This window comes from Demequina aurantiaca (genome assembly GCF_000975135.1).
GTDB classification, from domain to species: domain Bacteria; phylum Actinomycetota; class Actinomycetes; order Actinomycetales; family Demequinaceae; genus Demequina; species Demequina aurantiaca.
On sequence record NZ_BBRF01000001.1, the window covers coordinates 1,646,268 to 1,662,479 of the forward strand.

Sequence of the window (16,212 nt, forward strand, 5' to 3'; positions counted from 1 at the left end):
CAAGGGGTCTACGAAATGTCGAGGCGGAACACGTGGTCGTCCTCGTCACGAGGCTCGCCGCGACCGTCGGTGTTGTTCGTCAGAATGTAGATCGAACCTTCGGGGCCGAGCGCGACCGCCCTGATGCGGCCCAAGTCGAGATCGAGTCGTGCAGGCGTGCCGATGCCATCCTGTGTCAACGGGATGCGCCACACGTCCTCGCCCCTGAGCGCGGCGACGTAGATGGCATCCTCGGTGATGGCCACCCCGGATGGCGAGGCGTCCGCGACCGGCCACTCCGCGACGGGGTACGTCAACCCGTCGACGGTGTCGCTCAGTTCGGTAGCGGCGGGAGCGCCCTCGCGGGCCTCGACATCCGGCCAGCCGTAGTTCGCGCCGGGCTCGATGAGGTTGAGTTCGTCCGTGGTGTTCTGTCCGAATTCAGACGCATACATGCGTCCATCGGCCGTCCAGGCGAAGCCCTCGACATTGCGGTGACCCATGGACCACACGAGCGAGTCGAACGGATTGTCCGTGGGGGCGGTGCCATCGTCGTCGCTGCCATCTGCGACGACACGCAGGATCTTTCCCGCGAGCGAGTCCTTGTCCTGCGCAAGGTCGCCATCGGCGGCGTCGCCGGTTGCGATGTACAGGTACCCGTCGGGCCCAAAGTCGATGCGCCCACCGTCGTGATTGGCGGCGTGGGGGATGCCGGTGACGACGTCAACGGGGGCGGACAGCAACTCTCCCGTCAGCGTCATCCGGACCACAGCGTTGCCATCGGCTCGCGAAAGATAGGCGTACATGTGTGACGGATGAGAGGGATCAACGGCGAGCCCCAGCAGGCCACCCTCTCCCTCCGCGACGACGGTGTTGCGGAGCGCCTCAGCGCCCGGGCCGTTGAGCGAGGTCGCGAATCCGGCGCGGATGCGCTTGATCGCGCCGGTGTCACGCTCCGAGACAAGCATCGATCCATCGGGCATGGGTTCGAGGTCCCACGGGGCAGCGAGGCTGCTCACCACTTTGGTTTGAGAGGTCACTGTCGCGGTGGCGGCACCGTCGACGACGATGCTCGGCACGGGGATGGGCTCGAGCGATCCCGAAGCAGAGATGCTGGGCTGCGACGTGGTGCTGGGCTGCGACGCGGTGGCGGAGCTTGATACGTCAGGATCTGCTGACGAACATCCCGTCACAGCGATGAGGGCGGTAAAGGTGGCCGCCGCAAATACTGATCTGCGAATAGTCATAACTTGTTAATGCTACGTACGGTTTTGGGTCAAGACAAAGTTGCGAATCGATACGAAATGTGCCTTAGCAGTCCGAAAATAGGGGCCTTTGACGCATTTTCTCCACGCCTCCTCCCCTCACCAGGGGCAACGGGCGTAAATTGGACAGTGAGCATTGCGGACGTGCCAGTCAGTCGATGAAGCGTGAGGAGCGCACCATGTCAGCAAACCAGCCGGAATCGAACGCAAATGTAGGTCGCAACACCAGCGACCCGAGCGGCATGCAGCACCCCAATGAGGATGGCGGCGCGCTTCCGCCGTCGAGCGGCGAGGACCCTGCCGGCAAGGGGAGTTGGATTGCCTTCTGGGTGGTGATCGCGCTTCTGGTCCTGGGCGGGATTATCTGGTGGCTGATTGCCTCGGGTGACGATGCCGTGCCCGCAGGAGTGCCCACCGCGACAACATCGGCGATGGCGAGCGCCGTATCGACACACACGGCCTGGTGACGGTCGGCGCTACGAAATCGCCTTGTCCGTAGTCTCGATGATCGACAGCCAGTTGCCCGCGGGGTCCCGGAACCAGGCGATGTTCGGCATTCCCTGACCTGTCGATCGTGAGATGCCGTCCTCCCCGGTGTCCAGGATGTTCTCGAGTTCAATGCCGGCCTGGCTGAGCAGGGCAGCGGCCTCGTCAATGTCGTCGACCATGATGTTGAGCACAGTGTGGCTTGCCGGCACGTGGTCTTCCTTGCCGTAAATCAGCACGTGAGTGCCGTTCGCGAAGGTGATGTTGAGGTTGTCGCCCACGGCGTGCACCTGCAACCCCAGCTTGCCCTTGTAGAAGTCCCAAGTGGCGGGAAGATCGTTGGTGGAGAAGCTCGCGAATCCTGAGTTTGAACCGAACATGACGGCGCCCTTTCTCGACTGCGCCGAGGCTCGGCGCCTCCCACTATTCTGCGTCGAAATCAGTGGGTTGTCTGGTTGGACGTGTCGCACTGGGCCCCGTGCTGCCGTGGGGATCGGTGTGGCGGTTCGACTGCGGCTTGCGCTTGACGGCGCGCGCGGCCCCGGCCCCGGCGCGGGCGGCTCCCGCCCCAGCGCGCTTGGCGACGTCGCGGCTCGCGTGCTTGACGGAACTGGCCTTCCACTTGGGGCGCTCGAACTCCTCCTCAGAGCGTCGCTTCCACTCGCGGCGGCGTGCGCGCAGAGCTTCGCGCTCCTGCCGTGCCATGCGGATACGGCGCTCCACGTGCAAGCGACGGCGCATCGACTTGTCCGCGCCTAGCGTCACCACCGCGGCCGCGAACGTCAGACCGAACGACACCACGGGTAGCCACGCGATGCCCCAGAGCGCGACAATCGCCGCCCCCAGCATCGGCCCGGCGGCAGCCCCGGCATTCATGGTCATCGTGTACGCGCCGGCACCAATCTCGGTGCGCCACGGCGTGTGCCGCATGGCCCAGTTCAGGAGCGCGGCGAGCAGGATGGCCCAGCCGGTGGACAACACCACCTGTGCCGCAATCGCGCTCCACTGTTGCGCGAGTGCCAACAGCGACCAGCCGAGCATGAGGGCGAGGATGCCCACGGCCACGGTACGCACGGCTCGTCGCGCGAGGTACGGCGACACGGCCAGCGTCGCACCCACGGCGAGTACGCCTCCCAGCGCGAACATGAGGGGCACCGACCCGGAGGTGACGCGTGCCTCGCCCGTGTAGAACGGCACGATGTACGTCCAGGTGCCACTCATTGCCATGGAGGCCAGGAATGCGACCGCGAGGACGCGCGCGAAGGCGCTCTTGGACGGCAAGTCACCGCGAGCAATGGGGGTGGTGGGTGTCGCCTCGTCGGTGGCTGCGGCGCCGGACTCGGCCGCGGCATCGGCCGTGATGTGGTGCTTGCCCGGCATGGTCAGGGCCATTGCAATGGTTAGTACCACGCCAAAGACCGCGAGGGCCCAGAAAGGCGCCTGCCAGCCGATGCTCTTCCCCGCCACGGTGACCAGCGGAGTACCGACAACGCCGGCGGCCGCCGCGCCCACCAGGATGCGGGTCACGCTGCGCCCGCGCAGGTGCGGAGCGAAGAGGCGGGCAGCCGTGGGGGCGACGATTGCCCAGAACAGGGCGTGTGCGGCAGCGGACAGGACGCGGCCGGTCGCGAGGTGAGCGACGCTGCCAGCCGTGGCCGCGACGACGACACCGGCGGTCCAGAGGCCGAGCGTCGAGGTCAGGGTGAGGCGGCGGCTGAGGCGCTGCGTGAGCATCGTCAGCGGCAGTGTCGCGGCGACGATCGTCAGTGCAAAGGCGGTGGCCAACAGGCCGATGGTCGCGACGGGGGTGCCCAGCCCTGTGGCGATCTGGGGGCTCAGCGCCACGACGGCAGACTCGTTGGCACCCATCGCGAAGGCACCAATCGCGAGAGCCGCCAGCGCAAACTTGGCGCGGCGCGGCGTGATGGTCAGCGACTCGAACGAACGCTCAGCGGTGACGGACTCGTCGACCACCAGCGTCTCCGCGCCGCCGGCCATCGGAATCGACATGGTCGTGGGCTCGGGGTCGTACCACGTTTCGTGGGTCGAGTCGACGCCGAACGCCTCGGCGAGTGCGTCGGTTTCGGGTTCCGCGTCTACATCAGAGGCGGCGAGTGCGGGAATCGGCAATTCCAGCGTTTGCGTGAGGGGCGACAAAGCAACAATCCAAAAAACTAGTTCAGGCCAGGGTGTGTGTCGCACGCCGATGGGCGCGGCGCGCGATGCGTGGGGCGGCGCCGCCCAGAGGGTGTCTTTCACTCCCATTATGGGGGCGAAATGACGGATAAAAAAACAACATCGGGACCCCGTGATCGCTGTCCCGAAGCCGTTACGTAGTCAACGATCGGCGGTCACCAAAAGTTCACTCCTGTGTGCACGGTTTGCGAGAGGATTCTGGCGCGCCTCGACCGCCGCGCGCGGGCAGTCTCCGGGCCGCATGTCGCGACTCCCGCGAGCAGGACGTTGCCGCATCTTCAGGCCTCCGCGTACACTGGGCGAACCAGCGCAGACCCGGCTATCACCGGCGAGCTTCCGGAAGAACGGCATTGCACCTCGATGCTCAGTAGAACCGGACGGGCAGCCCGTTATAGCGAGAGCAGAGTGGTGCGGCGCCGATGCGCCGGGCAAGCGAGGTGGTACCGCGCGGCTGGATTTCTAGCAGGCGTCCTCGTGGCAAGGCCGATTTCCCGGTCAGGGAAATCAGTGACGCAGTTAGATGCCCGTACCGCCCAGGTCAGTTCTCACACGAACAGGCCACGCCACCAAAGGACCGCCGCCGTGACCCACGACGCTCGCTACCCGCTGCACCGCACCTCCACCGACGGAAGCGCCGCCGCGATCAGCCCCTCGCCCAGCTTCCCCGCGCTCGAGGAGGAGGTCCTCGCGTACTGGAAGTCCGACGACACGTTCCAGGCGTCCATCGACAATCGTCCCGTGACGTCCGAGGGCGGCGAGGAGGGCGACAACGAGTTCGTCTTCTACGACGGCCCGCCCTTCGCGAACGGACTGCCCCACTACGGCCACCTGCTGACGGGCTACGCCAAGGACGTGGTGCCCCGCTTCGAGACGATGCGCGGCAAGCGTGTGGAGCGCCGGTTCGGCTGGGACACGCACGGGCTTCCCGCCGAGCTGGAGGCCGAACGCATCCTGGGCATCACCGACAAGAGCCAGATCGAGGACATGGGGATCGCCGCCTTCAACAAGGCGTGCCGCGACTCCGTCCTGAAGTACACCGACGAGTGGGAGGAGTACGTCACTCGCCAGGCCCGCTGGGTGGACTTCGAGAACGACTACAAGACCCTCGACGTGACCTACATGGAGTCCGTTATCTGGGCGTTCAAGGAGCTGCACACCAAGGGCCTCGCGTACGAGGGACACCGCGTGCTGCCGTACTGCTGGCGCGACGAGACCCCGCTGTCCAACCACGAGCTGAAGATGGACGACGACGTCTACCAGATGCGCCAGGACCCGGCGCTGACCGTGCTGCTGCCGCTGCTCGACGCCCAGGGTGACCGCGAGGTCGTGGACGGCAAGCAAGAGTCGCTCATCATCTGGACCACCACGCCCTGGACGCTGCCCTCCAACCTCGCGACCGCGGTGGGCCCCGACATCGAGTACTCGGTGGTCGAGCCCGGCTCAGAGTCCGACTTCTCCGGCCAGCGAGTGATCATGGCGACGGCGCGCATCGGCGCCTATGCCCGCGAAATCGGTGAAGTAGCCGCGGAAGGCACCGAAGCATCGGCCGAAAACGCCGTCGTGGTGCGCACTGTCCTCGGGCGCGAACTGGAGGGAAAGAAGTACCTGCCGCCGTTCGGCGAGTTCCGCGGCCGCGACAACGCCCACCAGGTGCTGGTCGCGGACTTCGTGACCACCGAGGACGGTACCGGAATCGTCCACCTGGCGCCCGCCTTTGGTGAGGACGACATGACCGTCTGCCTCGCCGCCGGCATCGAGCCGGTCATCCCCATCGACTCACGCGGTCGCTTCACGCACGAGGTGCCTCCGTACCAGGGCCAGCAGGTCTTCGAGGCAAACACGCAGATCATCACCGACCTGAAGGCCGGGGGAGTCGTGGTGCGCCACGAGACCTACGACCACAGCTACCCGCACTGCTGGCGCTGCCGCAACCCGCTGATCTACCGCGCGATCGGCTCGTGGTTCGTGCGCGTCACCGAATATCGCGACCGCATGGTCGAGCTGAACGATGAGATCACCTGGGTGCCCGAGCACATCAAGGAGGGCCAGTTCGGCAAGTGGCTCGAGGGCGCGCGTGATTGGTCCATCAGCCGCAACCGCTACTTTGGCACGCCCATCCCCGTGTGGGTCAGCGACAACCCCGAGTTTCCGCGCACGGACGTGTATGGCTCGCTCGAGGAGATCCAGCGCGACTTTGGCCGCCTGCCGCTGAACGAGACCGGCGAGCCCGACCTGCACCGGCCGTACATCGACGACCTCACGCGCCCCAACCCCGACGACCCCTCCGGCACGTCCACGATGCGCCGCATCACCGACGTGTTCGACGTGTGGTTTGACTCGGGTTCCATGCCGTTTGCGCAGGTACATTACCCCTTCGAGAACCGCGAGTGGTTCGACAGCCACAACCCCGCGGACTTCATCGTGGAGTACATCGGGCAGACGCGTGGCTGGTTCTACGTCATGCATGCGCTCGCGACCGGGCTGTTCGACCGCCCGGCCTTCACCACGTGCATCAGCCACGGCATCGTTTTGGGCTCGGACGGTCGCAAGATGTCCAAGTCGCTGCAGAACTACCCGGACGTCCAGGACGTGTTCGACCGCGACGGCTCCGACGCGATGCGCTGGTTCCTGATGTCCAGCCCCATCCTGCGCGGCGGCAACCTAGTGGTGACCGAGGAGAGCATCCGTGAGGGTGTGCGCCAGGTCATGCTGCCCATGTGGAGCACCTACTACTTCTTCACGATGTATGCGGGTGCGGCGAACGGTGGTTCCGGCTACGTCGCCAAGGCAGTAGCGGACGATGCCGTGGCTGGCTTGCCGGTCATGGATCGCTACGTGTTGGCTAAGGCCTCCGAGCTGGTCGCCGACGTGACGCGTCAGATGGAGGAGTTCGACATCCCCGGCGCCTCGGAGTCGCTGCGCGTCTTCTTTGACCTGCTCACCAACTGGTACGTGCGCACCCAGCGCGACCGGTTCTGGGGCGAGGACACCGACGCGTTCGACACCCTGTACACCGTGCTTGAGACCGTGATGCGCCTGAGTGCACCGTTGCTGCCGCTGCTGACCGAGGAGATCTGGCGCGGCCTGACCGGCGGACGCTCCGTGCACCTGACGGACTTCCCGACGGCGCCCGCGGCGTGGAGTGACTCGTCGCTGGGCGGGGTCATGGACCAGGTGCGTGAGGTGGTCTCGACCGCTCACGCGCTGCGCAAGAAGGAGCAGATTCGCGTGCGCCAGCCGCTGTCGTCGCTCGAGGTTGCCGTCGCGGACACCGATGCGATGGCGCCGTACGGAGACCTGGTGGCGTCCGAGCTCAACGTCAAGGCAGTGCGGTGGGTGACCGCCGACGAGTTCACCGCCGCGCACCCCGTGGAGCAGCGCCTGAACGTCAACGCGCGCGCCGCAGGCCCGCGCATCGGTAAGTCGGTGCAGGCGGCCATCAAGGGATCCAAGTCCGGCGACTGGTCGGTCTCCTCCGATGGTGTGGTTACCTCCGGCGGCATCGCCCTGGTCGCGGGCGAGTACGACCTCGTCACGGTGATCGGTGCGGCGGACGATGCGGCGGCGGGCTCGTCCGCTGCGGCGGTTTTGCCCTCGGGCGGCTTTGTGCTGCTCGACACGGCGCTGACCTCTGAACTGGAGGCCGAGGGCTACGCCCGCGACGTGGTGCGCGCCGTCCAGGACGAGCGCAAGAATGCCGGGCTCAACGTCTCCGACCGCATTCACCTGCAACTGACGGTGCCCGCCGACCGCGTCGCGGCCGTCGAGGCTCACACGGAGCTGATCGCGGGGGAGACCCTGGCCCAGGATCCGGTGACGGGCGCCGCCCAGGTGACCGTGGCATCGGGCGACGAATTGGCAGTCTCCGTCGCCAAGAACGACGCGCGATAGCGGGTTGAACGTCATGGCGAGCGGTGTTCCTGACCCGAGTCGGTACGCGACGGTCGAGTCGGTGGTGGGCAACACCCCACTGGTGCGACTGCAGCGCCTTCCGGCTGGTGACGGCGGCTCGCTCGTTCTCGCCAAGCTCGAGGGTGACAATCCTGCGGGGTCGGTCAAGGATCGCCCCGCGTTTGCGATGATCGCCGCCGCCGAGGCGAGTGGCGTGCTCGCTCCGGGCGCGACGCTTGTGGAGGCGACGAGCGGCAACACGGGCATCGCGCTCGCGGCCGCTGCGGCGGTCAAGGGCTACCGCATGATTCTGGTGATGCCCGCGGGATCGTCCCGGGAACGGTTCTCCACGATGCGCGCCTACGGGGCCGAGATCGTGGAGACCGACCAGGACCTGGGGATCGAGCACGCTCGGGACGTCGCGGAAGCGATTGCCACGGAACGTTCGGCGCTGCGGCTCGACCAGTTCGCCAACCCCGCGAATCCCGCGGTGCACGAGGCGACCACTGGACCCGAGCTGTGGCAGCAAACCGGCGGGACGCTGACGCACGTGGTGTCCTCGATGGGGACGACGGGCACCATCACGGGGCTTTCTAAGGCCCTCAAGGGGCTGTCGCCGGCGGTGACAGTCATTGGGGTGCAGCCCGCGCCCGGCTCGCAGATCGCAGGAATTCGGGCCTGGTCGCCCGGATATTTGCCTGCCATCTACGACCCCACGAACATCGACGAGATCCGCACCGTCAGCCAGGAGCGGGCCGTCGCGACCACTCGCGACCTCGCGCGTCACGAGGGGCTGCTGCTTGGAGTGAGCTCCGGGGGTGCGGCCGCGATCGCGCTCGACATTGCCCGCGAGAATTCCGGGTCCACCGTGGCGTTCATCGCATGCGACCGCGGCGACCGCTACCTGTCCACGGGGATCTTTGACGACGAGACGCCATAGCGCCGGGCACGCAGGAGCAGACGCCGAAGGTGACGAGCACGGCACACGACACGACTCCTGGTCGTGTCAGACCCCGGTGAGATAGTGGCACTGACTCGAGAGGAGAGTCAGCAATGAACGGACGTCACTACAACCCTCGCAACCCGCGCCATCTCACTGACGCTGACGAGGTGCGAGACGCTAATCGCTCGCTCACGTCTATGCACCCGGTGTTCGCGAAGCGCCGCCGCAGCGCCCGTGAGTCGGACGTCGAAGGGCCCGGAGGCGTCGACGTGCAGCCCACCCTGTTCTCCATGGCTGACCACCCTGGCGGGGTGCCGTCGGCGATGCGCGCCGCCGCCGCTGCGGGAACGCCTCGAAGGGCAGACGCCCCGTTGCCTCATGAAATTGCTTTCGACTCGGCCAGTGACGCGCTCCGACAGGTGACGACGCTGAACATGACGACATCTGCCTATCGAATGGCGCTGAAGCGCGCGTTGATGATGTTCCGCCAAGTTCAGGACATCGCGCCCCCGGGATTCCACACCGGCCGCGTCCACCGGGCGATTGAGACTCTTTCGCTCAACCTCGAGACTGACTGGCGCCGAGTGATCGAGGTGGAGCTGCGCTACGCAGACAACAGCACCGAGTTCGTCAACGTGAAGCTCGACCCCGAGGCTGCGCGCAAGTTTCAGGAGGCTACGCAATTCCGCCTGGTCAGCACGGAGTGAGTTAACTAGGGAAACCGCCGGTGAGCAGCATGCTGCCGCCGATGGCGATTGCGATCGCCCCCACAAAGATCACCACGATGGTGCCTCGGCCGATGCGTCGACTAGGGCGCTCGGGCTCCGAGGCGGCTGTCTCGGCACTCTGGACGGGCGCGGCTGGTGCCTGACCTGACGTCGGGATTTCACTCCCTGCAGGCGCCTGTGGAGGCGTCGTGGCGGCAGTGGGTTGGGTGCTCTCGGGCGCAGCGGGTTGGGCGCTCCCGGGCGCAGCGGGCTGGGTGCTCCCGGGCGCGGGCGCCGTCTTGGTGGTCCACGCGCTTCCGTCCCAGTACCGCTGAAGATCCTGGTTCTCGGGATCTAGGTACCAACCCGATCGTGGTTGTGCGACGTCTGACATGTTGCCTCCCTCAGGCCCCCATTTTGTCTGACCATAGTTGCTTATGGCGCGTGTGCATAGAGGAGTGTGCAAATGTCGTCACTACGAGCCGCCACCAGCCATCTATCAGGGGCTTTTCGTCCCCCTCGAAAGCTGGAAAAATTGTTGCTGATTTCGGTCGTCAGCACGCCAAATCTTGCCGCACAATTATCTCCATGACCCCCGCAGTTTTCCCCGGGCTGAGCCTGGACGACGCTGAGCGTGAGATCCACGCACACATCTTTTCTCGTACTCCCGAGCAGGACCACGACGCCAAGCTTCGCCGTGTTGCCGAGGCGCTGAGCCAACTCGGGAATCCTCACGAACGGCTCCGTGTCGTTCATGTGACCGGCACCAATGGCAAGACCTCGACCAGTCGCATGATCGAATCGCTACTGCGCGCCAGCGGTTTGCGCACCGGACTCTTCACCTCGCCCCACCTGACGTCGCTGCGCGAGCGCATCATGATCGGCGGAGCGCCCATGCCGCAAGAGGCGCTGGTGCGTCTGTGGCAGCGCGTGGCTCCGGCCGTCCACGCCGTCGACTCGGCTTCGATCCAGGCGGGCGGTCCGAGGATGAGCTTCTTTGAGGTGCTCACCGTTCTTGGTCTTGTCGCCTACGCCGACGCAAACGTGGATGTCGCGGTCATCGAGGTAGGCATTGGTGGTCAGCGAGATGCGACGAACGTTGTGACCGGTGAGGTGGCAGTCCTGACGCCAATGGCAGAGGACCATGCCGACTACTTCACGGGTGGGCTGCCCGGCATCGCCGCAGAGAAGTCCGGGATCATTAAGCATGGCGCCACGGTCGTCAGTGCGGTACAGGACGACGTCGCCGCACACGTCATCTCCGCTCACGCGGCAGTGCGCTCGGCCTCGGTCTTCTGGGAGGGCGGCCACATGTCGGTCGACGACCGCCGCGTTGTCGCTGGCGGGCAAGTGGTGACACTGCGCACCGCAGCGTTCACCTATGTCGATGCCTTCGTGCCGCTCCACGGCGAGTTTCAAGCGCAGAATGCACTGGTGGCGCTCGCGGCGTGCGAGGTGTTCCTGGGGCAAGGAATTCCGCGGTCGCTTGAGCTACCCGCGGTCGCGCAGGGGTTTGCCGCGGCGACGAGTCCCGGGCGGCTCGAGGTCCTCGCGCAACACCCCACCATCCTGGTAGACGCCGCGCACAATCCCCACGGCGTGGACGCGCTGGTAGGGGCGCTGGGCGAAACCTTCGCCTTCGACAGCGTGGTGGGCGTGGTCGCCGTCCTGGCGGACAAGGACTCCGATGGAATCCTTGTCGGTCTCGAGCCGGTGATGGACCACCTGGTTATTACCCGCACCGAGTCCGTGCGTGCCATGGAGGTCGCCGAACTCGCTGCGGCCGCGCGCGAGGTGTTTGGGGCGGCACGCGTCAGCGAGGCCGAGGACGTGCCAACGGCCATGCGGCTCGCGATTCAGATGGCGACCACTAGGACAGGTGACAGGAACGGGGTCGTGGTCGCCGGATCAATCACGTTGGTGGGCGAGGCGCGACGCCATGTGCAGAGCGCGGCCGATGCCCTCGGAGCCGCGGATGTAGAGAACGCGACGGATGTACCCGAAGCTGCTGCCACCGACGCCCTCATGAGGGGCAGGGTCGAGCCTAGGGGCACCTCTGATACGGCCGGTGCCTCGGAGACGGAGTCGCAGCCGGCGTAGCGCTCAATTTCTTTCTTTACCAGGCATTACGCACGGTGGGAGTGAGAGTCACCAGCTCGCGACTGCCCTCACCGGCGACGTTGCTAGGCCCACAAAGTTCAGCGGCGTCGCGGTGAACAGGAAGCCGTTGTGCGGCACCAGCTCGAGGCCGCGTAGATGCTCAACAATTGGTATGCCCGCCGCCAACAGGGCCGTGTGAATGGGGCGTTCGTTGCCCTCGGTGGAGTCGATGTTCACCGAGTCGATTCCGACGATCGCGGCACCACCGTCGACCAGGGCATCGGCCGCTTCGGTTGAGAGGTAGGGGTGTCCGCCCAGGTATTCGGCGGTACCAAAGCGAGCATCCCACCCGGTGCGGATTAGAACGGCCTTGCCGCGCACGTCCAAGCCGGCCACAGCATCGGCCGCAAGCGTGACGTCGTGCTGCCAGGGCGCGTCAACGACTATGCCGGGAACGTTGACGAGCCGCTCAAGCGGCAGTGAAGCGATGTCCGCGCCGTTCTCGAAGCGGTGCAGCGGGGCATCCAAGTAGGTGCCCGTGCCTCCGATCATGTCCAGGTGCGAGAACGAGAACGAGGTGCCTTCCGCGTAGAGCCCACGCGTGTCCGCATGTGTTTTCCAATAGCCGATGCGCGGACCCGGCTGGCCGGGAGTGGTGACATCGGCATCGGCGATGCGGTGGCTGAGATCGGCGATAGGCATGGCCCGATGCTAGCCCCAGCACGTGAGCCCCTGCGGCGCGGGCGCAGGGTAGGTACGGTTCGAACATGGTGAATTCATCGCGGAGGAGCGGGCGCGCGGCCACGGTGTCGTGGGAGGCCTACCGAGAGTCGATCGGGGACCGTTCGCCGCTATTTGCCGAGATCGCAAGGACGTGGGCTCCCAAGCGGGCGCTGTATGCGGGCAGTTACGTAGACCTGTCGCCAGCTACCGCAATTCCTGCGGTGACCTTCCTCGACATGGACCGCCGTGCAGCTAAATACTTCGCGGATGGCGCGCTCGTGGCTTCCGAGCTCGAGCGGCACGTGCCTCCCGCGTTGGCACCCGAGGTGGATTTTGTGCACGGTGACTATACGGCGCCGCTCGCATGTCAGGAGGGCAGTTTTGACCTACTGATCTCGCTGTTCGCGGGCCCGGTCTGGGATCACTGTCAGCGGTACCTCGCTCCCGGTGGGCTACTGCTCGCCAACGCGAGCCACGGAGATGCCAGCATCGCGGGACTCGACGCCAGGCTGCAACTGGTGGGCGTGGTGCAGCGTGACGCGGATCAGTGGAGCCTGGCAGACACGTCTCTCGACGAATACCTGATCCCCAAAAGGCCAGAGTTGGCGGATGCCGATCTGATCCGCGCGGACGGACGAGGGCTCCAATACACGAGGCCAGCCTGGGCATACTTGTTTCGGCTCGTCGTATAGCAGTGACGGCGACCACACGGGCCCACGTTGTGCATGGGTGCACTTTTCGCCCGACCGCGTTCGGCCACAGCGCCTTCGCTCGAGTCGAGGAGTGGCGCAGTGAGGATGGTGGCTCGAATTCGACCCACAGCCGCTTCTCGTACGTGGCGACACGGTGGTGAGTGGGGTGGGCATGGGTGGTCATGGGAGACTTGACGCCATGACTGACCCCAATGCCGACCTCGCGCTCGGCGGTCTCACCCTCGACGAGGCCGAACGCGAAATCTACGCCCACATCCTGTCCCGCAACCCCGAGCACGACTTCGACCCCAAGATCTCGCGAGTGCGTGAGGCGGTTGAACTGCTCGGAGACCCTCAACGCGCGTACAAGGTGGTCCACCTCACTGGCACCAACGGCAAGACCTCGACCGCCCGCATGATTGAGTCGCTGGTGCGCGAGCACGGGCTGCGTACCGGACTGTTCACCTCGCCGCACCTCACGAGCGTGCGCGAGCGGATCCAGATTGACGGCGAGCCCATCGCGCAGGACGAGTTCGTGCGCCTGTGGCACGACGTCGCGCCCATCATCCACATGGTCGATGCCAAGTCCGCTGAGAAGCACGGGCCGCGCCTGAGCTTCTTCGAGGTGCTGACGGTGCTCGCCTACGCCGCGTTCGCCGATGCGCCCATCGACGTCGCCGTGATCGAGGTCGGCATGGGCGGGGCCTGGGACGCGACCAACGTGGCCGACGGTGACGTCAGCGTCATCACCCGCGTGGCGCTCGACCACCAGCAGTGGCTGGGCGACGACCTCGCCGGCATTGCCCTGGAAAAGTCCGGCATCATCAAGCCCAACGCCACCGCGGTCATCGCCGAGCAATCGGAATCCGTCACCCCGGTGCTCATCAAGGCCGCCGCCGAGCGCGAGGCTCGCGCACTGTGGGAGGGCGACACCCTGGAGGTCGTCGACCGCCAGCCCGGCGTGGGTGGGCAGCTCGTGACGCTGCGCACTCCCGCCGCCCGCTATGAGGAACTCTTTGTGCCCCTGTACGGCGAGTACCAGGCGCACAATGCACTTCTGGCCGTCGTCGCCGTCGAGGCGCTACTCGCCGATGGTGGCCCACTCGCGGCGCTCAATGGTGAGACGCTCGAGGCCGGCTTTGCCGCCGTGACCTCGCCCGGTCGACTCGAGGCGGTTCGCACCTCGCCCATGATCCTGGTAGATGCCGCCCACAACCCCGCAGGCATCGACGCGCTCGTGGGCGCGATCGAGGAGTCCTTCGCGTTCGAGGCGCTCGTCGGCGTCGTCGGCATCCTGAGCGACAAGGACGCCGAGGGCATTCTGGCCGGACTCGAACCGCTGCTCGACGAGGTGGTCATCACCGCATCGGCGTCGGCACGGGCGATCCCCGTGGATGAACTCGCGGAGATTGCCGAGAAGCTCTTCGGCGAGGACCGTGTGCGTAGGTCGGAATCACTTCCCGATGCCCTGGATCAGGCCGTACAGCTGGCCGAGGCCGAGCACGACATGGGTGCCGGTGTACTCGTGGTCGGCTCGGTCACGGTGATCGCCGAGGCACGTGTGCTGTTAGGGGCGGACAAGCGCAAGGGAACGGGGCGCGCCCGGTGACCGACTCAACTGAGCCCACCCCACCCACGGGCGACGCGAATACGAACAACCCAGCCGCATCATCGGCCGACCAGGCGCCCGCAGGCGCTGAAAAGCCGCAGCGACCCGCGACCCTGACCTTCACCCAAGCAGTGTTGGGCCTGCAGGCCCTCGCGGCCCTGTTCGCGACGCTCGTCACGTGGGGACTGTCGCGCACCACCGAGGTCTCGCTGACCGCCGGATGGATCTGGGGCGGCGGCACCGTGCTGATGGTGGCGCTGTTCTACGTCGCGGGCAAGCAGAAGGAACGCTGGGGTCGTGTCGCGGGCTGGATTCTGCAGATTCCCATGATCGCCGCGGGCGTCATCCTTCCTGCTATTGCCGTCATCGGCGTGATGTTCTTGGTGCTGTGGATCATGGGGCTGCGCATCGGTGGTCGTATTGACCGTGAGCGCGCCGAACGGATCGAGGCGCAAGGTGAGGCTACAGTCGGGGACACGCGAGACGGCGAGGACGCTGGCGCAACAGGGGAGTGACGATGAGCACGTTCATGTGGAAGATGGCTGGTGCATTGGTCGCCGGGCTCATCGGTATGGGAATGCTGTTCTGGGCGCTGGAGAAGACCTCCCTGACGGCGCTCGCGGACGGTGGCAACGCCGAAACCGCGCGTGCGCCCTTCTCCGTCTACTTGGTGCTCTTTGCGGGCCTGCTACTGATCAACTTCTCGCTGTTCTACGCGGTGGTGCGGTGGTCCAGGTTCCTTCGTGAGCATCCTGAGACCAGCCAGATGCCGTTGTGGCTAGCGATCATCATCGTCGTCGTTGCCGCCAGCGCGCTGATTGCCGGCATCGCGATTCATGCCGCCTGGCTCAATGATCAGGACCCCGTGCCAACCACAGTCAACGAGGGGCTCATCCTCTACGAGGTCGTGATGGGCGCGCTCGTGCTGATCCCGCTGGTGCTCGTGGGGGTGCGGTGGGCGCCCGGGTACAAGCGGCAGGTCAGCGAAGCATAGATTTGGCTCGCTGAGCTACACCAGCACCACGGACTTCACGTCGTAGTTCGCGAGGACGTCGCGACCCGGCAGCGCCTCTATCTCCATCAGGAAACTAAAGCGCACGCTCGCCGCGCCGGCGGTGAGCAGCATCTTTGCCACTGCGGTCGCCGTGCCGCCGGTGGCGAGCACGTCATCCACGACCAGCACGTGCTTGCCGTCAATCCCCGACGGATTCATGACCAGTTCGCTCGCGCCGTACTCGATCGTGGCATCGGCCTCGAGGAGTTCGCCGGGCATCTTGCCCTTCTTGCGGATCATCGTCATGCCCACTCCAAGGTCCTGTGCGACCACCGGGGCGAAGATGAAGCCGCGTGCGTCGACGCCGGCCACGATGTCCACCTGCGTGCCGGCGACGGGCTTGAGGGCGTCGCACGCCTCCCGGAACTTCCGCGGGCTCGCCAGGATGGGCGAGATGTCGTAGAAGAGGATCCCTGGGACGGGGAAGTCGGGGTACGTGTCGAAGTCAGCGAGAGTGATCACGGGCTCCATCCTCCCATTGCTCCGGCGAAAGCAACCACGAGGTGAACATGGCGGCTCAGGGCGCCGGAAAACTAACCATTTGCTGAACGCTGGAGGGGGAGACGG

15 protein-coding genes are annotated in these 16,212 nt (G+C 66.1%); 9 read left to right on the forward strand and 6 right to left on the reverse strand.

What is annotated here, in order from left to right; genetic code table 11:
• Positions 1-8: 8 nt before the first annotated feature.
• Positions 9-1,226, reverse strand: coding sequence for a PQQ-dependent sugar dehydrogenase (locus tag AOP73_RS07410; protein ID WP_061964312.1), 1,218 nt, complete (start codon positions 1,224-1,226; stop codon positions 9-11).
• A gap of 197 nt (positions 1,227-1,423) precedes the next feature.
• Between AOP73_RS07410 and AOP73_RS07415 the strand changes: the two genes are divergently transcribed.
• Positions 1,424-1,711: a hypothetical protein gene (locus AOP73_RS07415; protein ID WP_152650574.1), complete on the forward strand. Its 288-nt coding sequence runs from the start codon at positions 1,424-1,426 to the stop codon at positions 1,709-1,711.
• A 9-nt stretch (positions 1,712-1,720) separates the two neighbouring features.
• On the opposite strand, the gene AOP73_RS07420 is transcribed toward AOP73_RS07415, so the two are convergent.
• Positions 1,721-2,110, reverse strand: coding sequence for a VOC family protein (locus AOP73_RS07420; RefSeq protein ID WP_061964316.1), 390 nt, complete (start codon positions 2,108-2,110; stop codon positions 1,721-1,723).
• Between the two features lie 43 nt (positions 2,111-2,153).
• Positions 2,154-3,887 (reverse strand): MFS transporter, encoded by a 1,734-nt coding sequence (locus tag AOP73_RS07425; protein WP_061964319.1) that lies wholly within the window; start codon positions 3,885-3,887, stop codon positions 2,154-2,156.
• Between the two features lie 621 nt (positions 3,888-4,508).
• Between AOP73_RS07425 and ileS the strand changes: the two genes are divergently transcribed.
• From ileS to AOP73_RS07440, 3 genes are all read left to right on the forward strand, one after another.
• A complete protein-coding gene (gene ileS, locus AOP73_RS07430; RefSeq protein WP_061964321.1) occupies positions 4,509-7,817 on the forward strand; it encodes an isoleucine--tRNA ligase in 3,309 nt (1,102 codons plus the stop codon).
• A gap of 13 nt (positions 7,818-7,830) precedes the next feature.
• A complete protein-coding gene (cysM, locus tag AOP73_RS07435; protein WP_061964323.1) occupies positions 7,831-8,757 on the forward strand; it encodes a cysteine synthase CysM in 927 nt (308 codons plus the stop codon).
• Between the two features lie 113 nt (positions 8,758-8,870).
• On the forward strand, positions 8,871-9,467 hold the full coding sequence (locus AOP73_RS07440; protein WP_061964325.1) for a hypothetical protein: 597 nt from the start codon (positions 8,871-8,873) through the stop codon (positions 9,465-9,467).
• A 1-nt stretch (position 9,468) separates the two neighbouring features.
• On the opposite strand, the gene AOP73_RS07445 is transcribed toward AOP73_RS07440, so the two are convergent.
• Complete coding sequence (locus AOP73_RS07445) at positions 9,469-9,861, reverse strand: DUF2510 domain-containing protein (RefSeq protein ID WP_061964326.1); 393 nt, start codon at positions 9,859-9,861, stop codon at positions 9,469-9,471.
• A gap of 194 nt (positions 9,862-10,055) precedes the next feature.
• Here AOP73_RS07445 and AOP73_RS07450 point away from each other — a divergent pair, with 194 nt between their 5' ends.
• The gene (locus AOP73_RS07450) at positions 10,056-11,567 is read left to right on the forward strand and encodes a bifunctional folylpolyglutamate synthase/dihydrofolate synthase (protein ID WP_061964328.1); all 1,512 of its coding nucleotides are present in this window, start codon (positions 10,056-10,058) and stop codon (positions 11,565-11,567) included.
• A gap of 48 nt (positions 11,568-11,615) precedes the next feature.
• Here the strand turns inward: AOP73_RS07450 and AOP73_RS07455 are convergent, their stop codons facing one another.
• Entirely contained in the window at positions 11,616-12,269 is a 654-nt protein-coding gene (locus AOP73_RS07455) for a cyclase family protein (RefSeq protein WP_061964330.1), read from the reverse strand.
• A 65-nt stretch (positions 12,270-12,334) separates the two neighbouring features.
• Between AOP73_RS07455 and AOP73_RS07460 the strand changes: the two genes are divergently transcribed.
• The 4 genes from AOP73_RS07460 (at position 12,335) to AOP73_RS07475 (ending at position 15,585) form a co-directional block, all read left to right on the forward strand.
• A complete protein-coding gene (locus tag AOP73_RS07460; protein WP_061964332.1) occupies positions 12,335-12,982 on the forward strand; it encodes a class I SAM-dependent methyltransferase in 648 nt (215 codons plus the stop codon).
• A gap of 199 nt (positions 12,983-13,181) precedes the next feature.
• Positions 13,182-14,591, forward strand: a complete 1,410-nt coding sequence (locus tag AOP73_RS07465) for a bifunctional folylpolyglutamate synthase/dihydrofolate synthase (protein ID WP_061964334.1) — start codon at positions 13,182-13,184, stop codon at positions 14,589-14,591.
• Positions 14,588-15,106: a DUF4233 domain-containing protein gene (locus tag AOP73_RS07470; RefSeq protein WP_061964336.1), complete on the forward strand. Its 519-nt coding sequence runs from the start codon at positions 14,588-14,590 to the stop codon at positions 15,104-15,106. The genes AOP73_RS07465 and AOP73_RS07470 overlap by 4 nt, the downstream gene beginning before the upstream one ends.
• Before the next feature lie 2 nt (positions 15,107-15,108).
• Positions 15,109-15,585 carry a hypothetical protein gene (locus AOP73_RS07475; RefSeq protein ID WP_061964339.1) on the forward strand — a complete coding sequence of 159 codons (477 nt, stop codon included), beginning with the start codon at positions 15,109-15,111 and terminating at the stop codon, positions 15,583-15,585.
• Positions 15,586-15,600: 15 nt separating this feature from the next.
• Here the strand turns inward: AOP73_RS07475 and AOP73_RS07480 are convergent, their stop codons facing one another.
• Positions 15,601-16,107, reverse strand: coding sequence for an adenine phosphoribosyltransferase (locus tag AOP73_RS07480; protein ID WP_160295454.1), 507 nt, complete (start codon positions 16,105-16,107; stop codon positions 15,601-15,603).
• Positions 16,108-16,212 lie beyond the last annotated feature (105 nt).

What these genes read in the sequence shown, in the direction of transcription:
- AOP73_RS07410 (WP_061964312.1), bottom strand. Translation starts at nt 1,226, where the DNA reads ATGACTATTCGCAGATCAGTATTTGCGGCGGCCACCTTTACCGCCCTC.
- AOP73_RS07415 (WP_152650574.1), top strand. Translation starts at nt 1,424, where the DNA reads ATGTCAGCAAACCAGCCGGAATCGAACGCAAATGTAGGTCGCAACACC.
- AOP73_RS07420 (WP_061964316.1), bottom strand. Translation starts at nt 2,110, where the DNA reads ATGTTCGGTTCAAACTCAGGATTCGCGAGCTTCTCCACCAACGATCTT.
- cysM (WP_061964323.1), top strand. Translation starts at nt 7,831, where the DNA reads ATGGCGAGCGGTGTTCCTGACCCGAGTCGGTACGCGACGGTCGAGTCG.
- AOP73_RS07440 (WP_061964325.1), top strand. Translation starts at nt 8,871, where the DNA reads ATGAACGGACGTCACTACAACCCTCGCAACCCGCGCCATCTCACTGAC.
- AOP73_RS07445 (WP_061964326.1), bottom strand. Translation starts at nt 9,861, where the DNA reads ATGTCAGACGTCGCACAACCACGATCGGGTTGGTACCTAGATCCCGAG.
- AOP73_RS07450 (WP_061964328.1), top strand. Translation starts at nt 10,056, where the DNA reads ATGACCCCCGCAGTTTTCCCCGGGCTGAGCCTGGACGACGCTGAGCGT.
- AOP73_RS07455 (WP_061964330.1), bottom strand. Translation starts at nt 12,269, where the DNA reads ATGCCTATCGCCGATCTCAGCCACCGCATCGCCGATGCCGATGTCACC.
- AOP73_RS07460 (WP_061964332.1), top strand. Translation starts at nt 12,335, where the DNA reads ATGGTGAATTCATCGCGGAGGAGCGGGCGCGCGGCCACGGTGTCGTGG.
- AOP73_RS07465 (WP_061964334.1), top strand. Translation starts at nt 13,182, where the DNA reads ATGACTGACCCCAATGCCGACCTCGCGCTCGGCGGTCTCACCCTCGAC.
- AOP73_RS07475 (WP_061964339.1), top strand. Translation starts at nt 15,109, where the DNA reads ATGAGCACGTTCATGTGGAAGATGGCTGGTGCATTGGTCGCCGGGCTC.